The sequence below is a fragment of the Micromonospora fulviviridis genome, from assembly GCF_014648395.1.
In the GTDB taxonomy this organism is placed as follows: Bacteria; Actinomycetota; Actinomycetes; order Mycobacteriales; family Micromonosporaceae; genus Micromonospora; species Micromonospora fulviviridis.
On record NZ_BMRA01000002.1, the window covers coordinates 169058 to 181481 of the forward strand.

Consider the following 12424-nt stretch of genomic DNA (forward strand, 5'->3'; position numbering starts at 1 on the left):
AAGGGGTGACCGCCGGTCGGGCGGTCACCCCTTTCTTCGTGCGCTCAGTAGCGGTCGCCCCGGTACTCCCGGCCGCCGCCGGAGAACTGGCCGTACTGCTGGCCCCGGTCGCCGTAGCCGCCGTCGCGTGGATCCCGGCGGTCGTGCTCCCGGCGCGGCGGTTCGCCGCGGCCCGGGCCGTAGCCGCCACCGCCGCCGGGCCGGCCGCCGTAGCCGCCACCGCCCGGGGATCCCCCGCCGTAGACGCCGCCACCCTGCGGGCGACCACCGCCCTGGGGGCCGCCGCCGTAGACCGCGCCTCCACGACCGCCACCGCCCTGCGGTCGGCCGCCGCCGTAGACCCCGCCGGCCGGGCGCCCGCCGTTCGCCGGTGCGCCACCGTAGACCCCGCCCTGGCCGCCACCGCCGCCGTAGACCCCGCCGCGCGGCGGGGCGTCGGGCGGGTTGCCCGACGGCGGGTAGCCGGGGTTGCCCGGGAACTCGTCGCCACGGTCGTCGGTGGGCTCTGCGGGCGGCGCCGGCTTGCGGCGAGCCTTCAGGATGCCGAAGATGCCCGCCCCGACCATGAGCGCGCCGAGCACGCCGAGCGCCGCGATCAGGTACGTGATCTCGTCCAGGGTGAGCCCCTCGATCCAGGACTTCTCCGCGGCCGGCTTGGTGACGTCCTTGCCGGCGTTGGGCAGCGCCTCGACCCCGGTGGTGGCCGGGGGGTAGCTGAGGATGTCGATCGGGTCCGTGGCGTCCAGGAGGCCGCCGTCGGAGACGGTGACGAAGGACCTGCCGTCGGCCGTGTAGGAGATGGCCTCGCCGAACGGGTCGGCGAGGGGGGTGACCCGGGGCTTGCCGGTGGTCAGCGCCCCGACGATGTTGCCGCCGGTCACGTCGAACTCGAAGGCGTCGCCGTAGGTGCGCAGCACCACCTTGCTGCCGTCGGGCGAGCGGGCCGCGCCGGTGACCAGCAGCCGGCCGGGGCCGCCGAGCTTGTTCTCGGTGTTGGTCTTGGGGAGGGTGACCTCGCCGACCTTCTTCATCGGGATGGCCTCGGGGTCACCGCTGCTCTTGAACTTCGCCGTCGGCGTGAAGATCTCCGACTTCCCGGACAGGTCCTTGGTGATGACCAGCGGCAGGTTGTCGTCGCCGACGAGCAGCGCCTCGGCGTCGTGCGGCTCCTTGCCCGGGTAGGTCAGCCGGTGCAGCACCGGCTGCTTCGACCCGGTCAGCGGCATGGTCCAGATCGCGACCCGCTCCCGGCGGGTCTTGGCCTCGACGTTGTCGCCGGTGTCGGCGATCCAGAGCGTCTTCTTGTCCGGCCCGACAGCCAGGTCCTCGGTGTCGTACGGGCCGGAGCCCGAGTAGTTGACCGGGGTCTTGGCGATCGCGCACTTCGTGTCGAGGAAGAAGACCCGCTTACGGCTCGCGATGTCGGTGCCGTCGTTGATCACGACATAGCCGGTGCTGGTGGCGACCAGGCCGGACAGCTCCCGCAGCCGCTCGTCCTCGATGGTGCACTTCTTCTTGGGAGCCACGGCCAGCACGGGGGCCGCGGCGGGTGCCGCCAGGGCGACCCCGGCCGGCGCCACGACCGCGCCGACGAGGCTCAGCGCGATCGTGACCGAGGAGACAGCGTGCCGCATGGCGCCAAGTGTCGCACGACCCGCGTTTCCGGCGGGTGACGCCGGACGGCTCACCGCCCGGCGCCCACCCGTTCCTCGCTGGTGAGCCGGTCCCCCGCCCGGTACGGCGCGAGTTCGGCGGCCAGCGCCTGACCCACCCGGACGTGCAGCAGGGTGCCCTCGGGCAGGTGCGCGGTGCTGAGCACCTCGCCCTGCCGGTGCACCCGGGCCACCAGGTCACCCCGGTCGTACGGGAGCACCGCCCGGACCTCGACGGCCGGCCGCGGCAGCCGCTGCTCGATCGCCTCGCGCAGCCCGTCGACCCCGCGCCCGCTGTGCGCGGAGACGAGGACCGCCTCCGGCCAGAGCCGCTTGAGCCGCAGCAGCGTCTCCTCGTCGGTGGCGTCGGTCTTGTTGATCACCAGCAGCTCGGGCAGCCGGTCGGCGCCCACCTCGGCGAGCACCTCGCGGACCGCGCGGACCTGCTCCTCCGGGTCCGGGTGGGTGCCGTCGACCACGTGCACCACCAGGTCGGCGTCGCCGACCTCCTCCAGCGTCGAGCGGAACGCCTCGACGATCTGGTGCGGCAGGTGCCGGACGAACCCGACCGTGTCGGAGAGGGTGTAGAGCCGGCCGTCGGAGGTGGTGGCCCGGCGGGTGGTCGGGTCCAGGGTGGCGAACAGCGCGTTCTCCACCAGCACGCCCGCCCCGGTGAGGCGGTTGAGCAGGCTGGACTTGCCGGCGTTGGTGTAGCCGGCGATGGCCACCGCGGGCACCGCGTTGCGGGAACGGCGGGCACGCTTGGTCTGGCGTACCGTCGCCATGCTCTTGATCTCGCGGCGCAGCCGCGCGATCCGGTGCCGGATCCGGCGCCGGTCGGTCTCGAGCTTGGTCTCACCGGGACCGCGCAGGCCCACGCCGCCGCCGGCGCCACCGCCGCGGCCGCTACCGCCGGTCTGCCGGGAGAGGCTCTCACCCCAACCGCGCAGTCGCGGCAGCAGGTATTCGAGCTGGGCCAGCTCGACCTGCGCCTTGCCCTCGCGGCTCTTGGCGTGCTGGGCGAAGATGTCGAGGATCAGGGCGGTCCGGTCGACCACCTTGACCTTGGTGCGCTGCTCCAGGTTGCGCAGCTGCGACGGGGACAGCTCACCGTCGCAGATGACCGTGTCGGCGCCGGTGGCGAGCACCACCGCGCCCAGGTCGTCGACCTTGCCCCGACCGATGTACGTGGCCGGGTCGGGCCGGTTGCGCCGCTGGATCAGCCCCTCGAGCACCTGGGAGCCGGCCGTCTCGGCCAGCGCCGCGAGCTCGGTGAGGCTGTTGTCCGCGTCGTCCTGGGTCCCCTCGGTCCAGACGCCCACGAGGACGACCCGCTCCAGCCGGAGCTGGCGGTATTCGACCTCGGTGATGTCGGTGAGCTCGGTGGAGAGGCCGGGGACCCGCCGCAGCGCCTGCCGCTCCGACAGCTCGTACTCGCCCGTGGTGGCGTCGAGCTCGTCGTCCTCGTAGGGAAGGAAGGTCTCCTGCTCTCGCAAACCGCGACTCCTGTCCGTTATGTCTTTTGTCGGGGCATTTCCCGTTCGCATGAGCATCCTGACACGTACCAACGCGCGACGCACCTGCTATATGCCCGTGGCGCTACTAACCGGTAGCGGGGTCGGGTGCCGGCCGACCTGGGCAGGCGAGTAGAAATGCCAGGCGAGCCGCTCAGCGCCGACGGAGGAGTTCTACGTGGCCAACACCCGACTGCCGAGTGCCGGATTCTCGATCACGATCCGGATCGCGGTGCCCGCGGACGCCTCCTCCATCGGGCGGCTGACCACCGCGGCGGGCGAGGCCGGCGCCATCGTCACCGCCCTGGACGTGGTCGACTCCGACCCGACCCACGTGATCGTCGACCTCACCTGCGACACCGCCGACTCCAACCACGCCGACCAGGTGGTCGACGCGCTGACCGCGCTCGACGGGGTGGACGTCCGCAAGGTCTCCGACCGGACGTTCCTGCTGCACCTCGGCGGCAAGATCGAGGTCAGCTCGAAGGTCGCGCTGCGCACCCGCGACGAGCTGTCCCGCGCGTACACCCCGGGGGTGGCCCGGGTCTGCATGGCGATCGCCGAGAACCCGGCCGACGCCCGCCGGCTCACCATCAAGCGCAACACCGTGGCCGTGGTCAGCGACGGCTCCGCCGTGCTCGGCCTCGGCAACCTCGGGCCGGCCGCCTCGCTGCCCGTGATGGAGGGCAAGGCCGCGCTGTTCAAGCGCTTCGGCGGGGTGGACGCCTGGCCGGTGGTGCTGGACACCCAGGACACCGACGAGATCGTGCAGATCGTCAAGGCGATCGCGCCCGCGTACGGGGGCATCAACCTGGAGGACATCGCCGCGCCGCGCTGCTTCGAGATCGAGGCCCGGCTGCGCGAGGCCCTGGACATCCCGGTCTTCCACGACGACCAGCACGGCACCGCGATCTGCGTGCTGGCCGCGCTGACCAACGCGCTGCGGGTGGTGGGCAAGCACCTCTCGGACGTGCGGGTCGTGGTCTCCGGCGCCGGCGCGGCCGGCACCGCGATCATGAAGCTGCTGCTGCGGCAGGGCGTGGGCGACATCATCGCGTACGACCGGCAGGGCGCCCTGCACCGCGGGCTGCCCGACCTCAACCCGGCCTGGCAGTGGCTGGCGGAGCACACCAACAAGGAGAACTACTCCGGCGACCTGCCCGGCGCGGTGCGCGGCGCGGACGTGTTCATCGGGGTGAGCGCGCCGAACCTGCTCACCGGCGAGGACATCGCCACCATGGCCAAGGACGCCATCGTCTTCGCGCTGGCCAACCCCGACCCCGAGGTGGACCCGCGGGAGGCCCGCAAGTACGCCGCCGTGGTCGCCACCGGCCGCTCCGACCAGCCGAACCAGATCAACAACGTGCTCGCCTTCCCGGGCGTCTTCCGCGGCATGCTCGACGCGCACGCCGAGGAGTTCACCGAGGAGATGGCGATCGCGGCGGCCCGGGCCATCGCGGACGTGGTCGGCGAAGACAAGATCAACCCGACGGTGATCGTGCCGAGCGTCTTCGACTCGCGGGTCGCCCCCGCGGTGGCCGCCGCCGTCCGCGCCGCCGCCCAGAACCCGGCCACGACACCCCCGCCGGCCGCCGACCCGGGCCCCGCCGACCTCCCGGAAATCGCGGCCAACGCCAGCGCCACCCCCTGACAGCGCCTTGTGGGTGCATCTGTGGTCGCTAGCGCGACAACAGATGCACCCAAACCCGGCCCCGGCGGCGCGCCCCCGGCGCCTTCAGGTGTTGATCAAGAAGTTTGCGTCGGGAACGGGCCTGTTTCAGACGTAAACTTCTTGATCAACTCGGCAGGGCGGTCGTTACGCGCCAAGCGCGGGCAGCGTGATCTCGCCGGTGGCGATCAGCACGGCTGGGCCGGCGAGCCAGCAGGTCTCGTCGGTGATCGTGATCGTTAGGCGGCCGCCGGGGACGTCGACGGTCATCGTGCCGGTCTCCCGGCCGGCGTCGCGCAGCGCCACCGCGGCCACCGCGCATGCGCCGGTGCCGCAGGAGAGCGTCTCGGCCGAGCCCCGCTCGTAGACCCGCATGAGCACGTGCCCGTCGGTGCCCTCGACCGGCTCGCCGGGGGTGGTGAACTCGACGTTCACCCCGGACGGGAAGACGGACGGGTCGATGTCGGGCGCCCGGGTGAGGTCCAGGACGTTCAGGTCCAGGCTGGCCGGCAGCGCGCAGACCAGGTGCGGGTTGCCCACGTCCACCGCCGCGCCGGTCAGGGTGAGCCCGCCCACCGTGGCGGTGGCCGTGTCGTACAGCCGGGGGCGGCGCATCTCGACGGCGACCTCGGCGCCCTCGACCCGGGCCCGGACCAGGCCGGCCCGGGTGGCCACGGGCAGCGCCGCGCCGGACGGGGTGGCCAGCCCGGTCTCCAGCAGGTAGCGCACGAAGACCCGGGCGCCGTTGCCGCACATCTCGGCGAACGAGCCGTCGGAGTTCCAGTAGTCCATGAACCACTCGGCCTCGCCGGCCAGCGCCACGCCCTCCGGGTGCTTGGCGGCGCGTACCACGCGCAGCACGCCGTCGCCGCCGATGCCGCGCCGCCGGTCGCAGAGCGCGGCGACCAGGCCGGGCGTCAGGTCGAGCGCCCCGTCCGGGTCGGGCAGGATGACGAAGTCGTTGCCGGTGCCGTGGCCCTTGGTGAACTCCACGCCTCCATCATTCCCGATGCTCGGCGACCACCCGCAGCGCAGTGTCGAGAAACGCGGGCGAGGCCGAGTCCAGCCAGTGGATTCGCGGGTCGCGGCGGAACCAGGAGCGCTGCCGGCGGACGAACCGCCGGGTGGCCCGGATGGTCTCCTCGTACGCCTGCGTCTCGGTCAGCTCCCCGGCCAGGTAGCGCAGCACCTGCTGGTAGCCGAGCGCCCGGCTGGCCGTACGCCCCTCGGGCAGGCCCTGGCCGACCAGCGCCCGCGTCTCGTCGACGAGGCCGTCGGCCCACATCCGGTCCACCCGCAGCGCGATCCGCTCGTCGAGCAGCGCGGTGTCCAGGTCGACGCCGAGCTGCACCGACGGGTAGTGCGGCGTCGGCGCGGGCAGCGACGCGGTGAACGGCGCGCCGGTCAGCTCGACGACCTCCAGGGCCCGGACGATGCGCCGGCCGTTGCTGGGCAGGATGCCCGCCGCGGCCACCGGGTCGGCCTCGGCCAGCCGGGCGTGCAGCGGGGCCGGGCCGACCGCGGCCAGCTCCGCCTCCAGCCGCTCCCGCACCGCCGGGTCGGTGCCGGGGAACTCGAACTGTTCCAGCACGGCCCGTACGTAGAGCCCGGAGCCGCCGACCAGCAGCGGCACCTTTCCCCGGGCCAGGATGTCGTCGACCGCCGCGCGGGCCAGTTTCTGGTATTCGGCGACGCTGGCCGGCTCGGTCACCGGCCAGATGTCGAGCAGGTGGTGCGGCACGCCCTCCCGCTCGGCCGGGGTCAGCTTGGCGGTGCCGATGTCCATGCCCCGGTAGAGCTGCATCGAGTCGGCGTTGACCACCTCGCCGTCGAGGGCGTGCGCCAGGGCGATGCTCAGCGCGGACTTGCCCGCCGCGGTCGGCCCGACCACGGCGACGACGGTTCCGCTCACACCTTCTCCCAGTTCGCCACGAAGTAGGCAACGCCGTAGGGGGCCTGGTGGTAGCTGACGTCGCCACGCCAGTCGCCGCCCGCCGCCCGGACCGCGCCGGCCAGCACCTGCCAGGGCGCCCGCCCGGCGGCCTTCAGCTCCGCCGACAGCACCGGGTCCAGGCCGAGCAGGGCCTCGACGTCCGCGCCGGCCAGGGCCGCGGCGACCCCCTCGTCGTACGCGGGCGCGCGCGGGTCGTCGTAGCCGGGCGCCTTGACGCCCCGGCAGGCCGACCCGTCCCCGAGCACCAGCAGCGCGGTCCGCTCGTCCGCCCCCGCCACCAGCTCGGCGCCGAGGGCGGCGCACTCGGCCGGGGACGCGTCGGCGGCGACCGCCCGGGCCAGCCGGGGCAGCTCGGTGCCGGACCGGTTCACCAGCCAGGCGCCGATGGTCAGGCTCAGCGGCAGGCGGTCACTCCCGGCGCAGTTGACCTTCCAGAGCCGCACCTGCCGGTCCAGCCCGAAGGGACGCAGCGAGCCGTGGTCGGCGCTGCCGAACCGTTCCGTCTCCGGCCCGGCGCCGAGCAGCAGGATCACCTCGGGGTCGGCGGCGAGCAGCCGGGCCACGGCCGCGTCGGCGGCGGCGCGGAGGTCGTCCAGCTCGGGCGCGGCGGCGCCGGCCAGCTCGGGCACGATCAGGGGCGGGTGGGGGCAGACGGCGGCGGCGACCAGGGGCACCGGTCCAACCTATCCGTATCCCCCGGTGCGTCCCCGCGCCGATCCGGTCATCGAGGCGCTACGACACCGTATGGTCACGGTCGACGACAGGCGCTCGACACGGACCGGGTCGGACCTGTGACAATGCCGGGAGAACTTTGCTGCGCCGTGGCGGCGATCGCGGGAGGTGTCCCGTCGACGCCGGGAGAACGAGGATGGGCACATGAGCGACTGGACTGCCTTCGGACGGGTCGACGAGGACGGCACCGTCTACGTCAAGACCGCCGAGGGCGAGCGGGTGGTCGGATCCTGGCAGGCGGGGGCACCGGAGGAAGGGCTCGCCCACTTCGCCCGGCGCTTCGCCGACCTGGTGACGGAGGTGGACCTGACCGAGGCCCGGCTCAACTCGGGCGCGGCGGACGCCGGCCACTCGCTGACCACGATCCGGCGGATCCGCGCCTCGCTGGCCGAGGCACACGTCGTCGGCGACATCGACGCCCTGGCCGCGCGCCTGGACAAGCTGGCCACGGTGGCCGAGGAGAAGGCCGGCGAGGCCAAGGCCGCCCGGGACGCCGCCCGCGGCGAGGCCCTCGCGCGCAAGACCGCCCTGGTCGAGGAGGCGGAGAAGCTGGCCGCCGAGTCGACCGGCTGGAAGACCGCCGGCGACCGGCTCAAGGAGATCCTCGACGAGTGGAAGACCATCCGCGGGGTCGACAAGAAGGCCGACGGTGAGCTGTGGAAGCGGTTCGCGGCCGCGCGCGACGGCTTCACCCGCCGCCGGGGCGCCCACTTCGCCTCGCTGGACCAGCAGCGCAAGCAGGCGCAGGGGATCAAGGAGGAGCTGGTCGCCGAGGCCGAGAAGCTCAAGGAGTCGACCGACTGGGGCACCACCGCCAACCAGCTCAAGGACCTGATGGCCCAGTGGAAGGCCGCGCCGCGCGCCTCCAAGGAGGCCGAGCAGAAGCTCTGGGAACGGTTCCGGGCGGCGCAGGACGAGTTCTTCACCCGGCGTAGCGAGGTCTTCTCGGCGCGGGACAACGAGCAGCGCGCCAACCTGGAGCGCAAGCAGGCCCTGCTCGCCGAGGCCGAGGCGCTCGACGTCGACGCCGACCCGAAGGGCGCCCAGGCGAAGCTGCGCGAGATCCAGGCGCAGTGGCACGAGGCCGGCCGGGTCCCCCGCGAGGCCGCCGCCGGGCTGGAGCGCCGGCTGCGCGCCGTGGACGACAAGGTCCGCGAGGTCATGGACTCGGCGTGGCGGCGCACCTCCAAGGAGGACAACCCGCTGCTGGCCCAGATGCGGGCCCAGGTCGCCGAGGCCGAGGACCGGCTGGCCCGGGCGCAGGCGGCCGGCGACACCCGCCGGATCAAGGAGGCCGAGCAGGCGCTCGCCTCGAAGCGGCAGTTCCTCCAGCTGGCCGAGCAGGCCGGCTGAGCCGAGCTTCACCGGGAGCCCCCGGTCCCGCCTCGGGACCGGGGGCTCTCCCGTGTCCGGCGCCGGCCGGGAACGGGAAAGCGTCTTCCCGGCCCGGTCCCCCGGTCGCGTGTTGACGCATCGAGGCGGGCTGATCAAAATGGGCGGCAGAGCCAGGTTCCGCACCGGCGCGAGGGCACGACGGCACGACCCGCCGTCGGGATTCGCCGGTGCCTCCCTCCGCGAGTGGCCGTCCACGTGACACGGCCCGGCGCGCGCTGTCCGCGTACTCGATGACGAGCGGGCCGTCTCCCTTGGTCTTTCCGCCCGCGGCGCTCGCGCGGCGCGGGCATCCGAAGTGGAGCTCGCCAATGCACCGACCCACCGCCCTCGGCGGCGCCCTCGCGGCGCTCGCCACCGCCGCCGCCGGCGTCCTCGTCGCCGCCGCCGTCAGCACCACACCGGCCGCCGCCGCCACCGGCGGCACCGGCACCGGCTACCTGCACACCAGTGGCAACAAGATCGTCGACAGCACGGGGGCCACGGTCCGGCTCACCGGCATCAACTGGTTCGGCATGGAGACCGACAACAAGACCTTCCACGGCCTGTGGTCGAGCAACCCGTGGCGCGGCCAGCTCGACACCATGGCCCGGCTCGGCTACAACACGCTGCGCATCCCCTACTCGAACGACGCGCTGAAGCCGGGCGCGACGGCCACCGGCATCAACGACTTCGTCAACCCGGACCTGGTCGGCCTCTCCCCGCTGCAGATCCTCGACAAGGTCATCGACTACGCGGGCAGCAAGGGGATGCGGGTCATCCTGGACCGGCACCGGCCCACCTCGGCCGGGCAGTCGCCGCTCTGGTACACCTCGACGGTCTCCGAGGCGACCTGGATCGCCGACTGGAAGATGCTCGCCCAGCGGTACGCGAACAACCCCACGGTGATCGGCGCGGACCTGCACAACGAGCCGCACGCCGAGGGCACCAACCCGGCGGCCACCGGCGCCTGCTGGGGCTGCGGTGACACCGCGCGGGACTGGCGGCTGGCCGCCGAGCGGGCCGGCAACGCGATCCTCGGGGTGCAGCCGAACTGGTTGATCTTCGTGGAGGGGGTGAGCTGCCCGAGCGGCGGCCTGTCGAACGTCTGGGACAACGACCCGAGCAACGACGAGGACTGCGGCTGGTGGGGCGGCAACCTGTCGAAGGCCGGGCAGTTCCCGGTCCGGCTCAACGTGGCCAACCGGCTGGTCTACTCCCCGCACGAGTACGCCACCTCGGTCTACCACCAGGCGTGGTTCGACGACCCGACCTACCCGGCGAACATGCCGGCGATCTGGGACAGGTACTGGGGCTACCTCTACAAGCAGAACCTCGCGCCGATCATGATGGGCGAGTTCGGCACCACGCTCCAGGACCCGAAGGACAAGGTGTGGTTGCAGAATCTCATGGCGTACACCGGGACCGGCGTGACCGGGATGTCCTTCACCTACTGGTCGTGGAACCCGAACTCGGGTGACACCGGCGGCATCGCCAACGACGACTGGACCACCATCAACCAGGCCAAGCAGGACATCCTCCAGCCCTACCTGATCCCGCCGACCGGTGGTGGCGGCAACCCCACCCCGACCCCGACCGGGTCCGGCTCGCCGTCCCCGTCACCCACCACGCCCGCGCCGACCGGCGGCTGCACGGCCACGTACAAGCAGGTCAACGCGTGGCAGGGCGGTTTCCAGGGGGAGCTGACCGTGAAGAACACCGGCACGGCCGCGCTCAACCCGTGGTCGGCCACCTGGACCTGGCCGTCCGGGGTGACCCTGGCCAGCGGCTGGAACGCCACCGTCACCCAGTCCGGCACCACCGTCACGGCGGCCGCACCGACCTGGGCGGCGTCGCTGGCGCCGGGCGCGTCCGTGACCATCGGTTTCACCGCCAACGGCACGGCCGCCGCGCCGGGCTCCGTGAAGCTCAACGGCACCGCCTGCTGAGACGCGACGGCCGGGGCCGCCACGGGGCGGTCCCGGCCGTCGGCGGTCGTTCAGTGGGCGGCGCAGCCGCCGGTGGGGGCGGGCACCGCGGCCGGCGCGCCGATCGTCGGCAGCCCGAGCAGCACCCCGGGGGTACGCGGGGAGCGCCCCGCCTCGGCCGCGTCGCCGGCCCGGGTGCGCCGGTGCGACAGCGGCTCACCGTCGGCGTTCAGGTGGTGCGGGGCGGCGTAGGTGACCGTGGTGTGCACGATGTCGCCCGGCCGGATCTGCCCGGCCAGCGACCCGGCGTCGAAGTGCACGAGCCGGCCGTCCCGGGCCCGGCCGGACAGCCGGCCGGTGCGCTCGTCCTTGCGCCCTTCGCCGACCGCGACCAGCACCTCGACGGTCTCCCCGACCAGCTTCCGGTTCTCCGCCCAGGTGATCTCCTCGACCGTGGCGATCAGCCGCTCGTACCGCTCCTGCACTACCTGCTTGGGCAGCTGGCCGTCCATGGTCGCGGCCGGGGTGCCGGGGCGCTTCGAGTACTGGAAGGTGAACGCGGACGAGAAGCGGGCCTCCCGGACCACGTCGAGGGTCTTCTCGAAGTCGGCGTCGGTCTCGCCGGGGAAGCCCACGATGATGTCGGTGGTGATCGCCGCGTCGGGCATCGCCGCGCGGACCTTCTCGATGATCCCCAGGTACTTCTCCGACCGGTACGAGCGGCGCATGGCGCGCAGCACGTCGTCGGAGCCGGACTGGAGCGGCATGTGCAGCGAGTGGCAGACGTTCGGCGTCTCGGCCATCGCGGCGATCACGTCGTCGGTGAAGTCCTTCGGGTGCGGGCTGGTGAACCGGACCCGCTCCAGCCCGTCGATGTCACCGCAGGCCCGCAGCAGCTTGCCGAAGGCGTACCGGTCGCCGAACTCGACGCCGTAGGAGTTGACGTTCTGCCCGAGCAGCGTCACCTCCAGCACGCCCTCGTCGACCAGGGCGCGCACCTCGGAGAGGATGTCGCCGGGCCGGCGGTCCTTCTCCTTGCCGCGCAGGGAGGGCACGATGCAGAACGTGCAGGTGTTGTTGCAGCCCACCGAGATCGACACCCAGCCGGCGTACGTCGACTCGCGCCGGGTCGGCAGCGTGGACGGGAACACGTCGAGGGATTCGAGGATCTCCACCTCGGCGGCGGTGTTGTGCCGGGCCCGCTCCAGCAGCACCGGCAGCGAGCCGATGTTGTGGGTGCCGAAGACCACGTCCACCCAGGGGGCCTTGCGGACGATCTCGCCGCGGTCCTTCTGGGCCAGGCAGCCGCCGACCGCGATCTGCATCCCCGGGTGCTTGTCCTTCACGGGGCGCAGATGACCCAGGTTGCCGTAGAGCCGGTTGTCGGCGTTCTCCCGGACGGCGCAGGTGTTGAACACCACCACGTCGGGCTGCTCGTCGGCCTCGGCGGCGCGCACGTAGCCGGCCTGTTCGAGCAGGCCGGAGATGCGCTCGGAGTCGTGCACGTTCATCTGGCAGCCGTACGTGCGCACCTGGTAGGTGCGCGGGCTGCCCGCGGCTGCGGTAGTCATGACCCGGACAGCGTATCCGGGCGGAGCTGGTCG

9 protein-coding genes are annotated in these 12424 nt (G+C 73.0%); 3 read left to right on the top strand and 6 right to left on the bottom strand.

Annotated features, from left to right (window positions below; translation table 11 throughout):
• Positions 1–44: 44 nt before the first annotated feature.
• Both IEY96_RS05770 and hflX read right to left on the bottom strand, forming a co-directional pair.
• Positions 45–1634 (bottom strand): hypothetical protein, encoded by a 1590-nt coding sequence (locus IEY96_RS05770; RefSeq protein ID WP_189193756.1) that lies wholly within the window; start codon positions 1632–1634, stop codon positions 45–47.
• 50 nt (positions 1635–1684) lie between these two features.
• Positions 1685–3148 carry a GTPase HflX gene (hflX, locus tag IEY96_RS05775; protein ID WP_189193757.1) on the bottom strand — a complete coding sequence of 488 codons (1464 nt, stop codon included), beginning with the start codon at positions 3146–3148 and terminating at the stop codon, positions 1685–1687.
• Positions 3149–3344: 196 nt separating this feature from the next.
• On the opposite strand from hflX, the gene IEY96_RS05780 reads away from it, so the two are divergent.
• Entirely contained in the window at positions 3345–4817 is a 1473-nt protein-coding gene (locus tag IEY96_RS05780; protein ID WP_189193758.1) for an NAD-dependent malic enzyme, read from the top strand.
• Between the two features lie 165 nt (positions 4818–4982).
• Here IEY96_RS05780 and dapF read toward each other — a convergent pair whose 3' ends face one another.
• From dapF to IEY96_RS05795, 3 genes are read right to left on the bottom strand one after another with little or no spacing between them, the layout of a single operon-like run.
• Complete coding sequence (dapF, locus tag IEY96_RS05785) at positions 4983–5828, bottom strand: diaminopimelate epimerase (RefSeq protein WP_189193759.1); 846 nt, start codon at positions 5826–5828, stop codon at positions 4983–4985.
• A gap of 7 nt (positions 5829–5835) precedes the next feature.
• Complete coding sequence (miaA, locus tag IEY96_RS05790) at positions 5836–6861, bottom strand: tRNA (adenosine(37)-N6)-dimethylallyltransferase MiaA (protein ID WP_189194253.1); 1026 nt, start codon at positions 6859–6861, stop codon at positions 5836–5838.
• Complete coding sequence (locus tag IEY96_RS05795; RefSeq protein WP_189193760.1) at positions 6744–7463, bottom strand: class III extradiol dioxygenase subunit B-like domain-containing protein; 720 nt, start codon at positions 7461–7463, stop codon at positions 6744–6746. Before IEY96_RS05795 ends, miaA begins: the two co-directional genes overlap by 118 nt.
• Positions 7464–7665: 202 nt before the next feature.
• Between IEY96_RS05795 and IEY96_RS05800 the strand changes: the two genes are divergently transcribed.
• Together IEY96_RS05800 and IEY96_RS05805 are read left to right on the top strand one after the other, a co-directional pair.
• Positions 7666–8874 carry a DUF349 domain-containing protein gene (locus IEY96_RS05800; protein WP_189193761.1) on the top strand — a complete coding sequence of 403 codons (1209 nt, stop codon included), beginning with the start codon at positions 7666–7668 and terminating at the stop codon, positions 8872–8874.
• Positions 8875–9224: 350 nt separating this feature from the next.
• Complete coding sequence (locus IEY96_RS05805; protein WP_189193762.1) at positions 9225–10841, top strand: cellulase family glycosylhydrolase; 1617 nt, start codon at positions 9225–9227, stop codon at positions 10839–10841.
• 50 nt (positions 10842–10891) lie between these two features.
• Here IEY96_RS05805 and miaB read toward each other — a convergent pair whose 3' ends face one another.
• Positions 10892–12391, bottom strand: coding sequence for a tRNA (N6-isopentenyl adenosine(37)-C2)-methylthiotransferase MiaB (gene miaB, locus IEY96_RS05810; RefSeq protein WP_189193763.1), 1500 nt, complete (start codon positions 12389–12391; stop codon positions 10892–10894).
• Positions 12392–12424 lie beyond the last annotated feature (33 nt).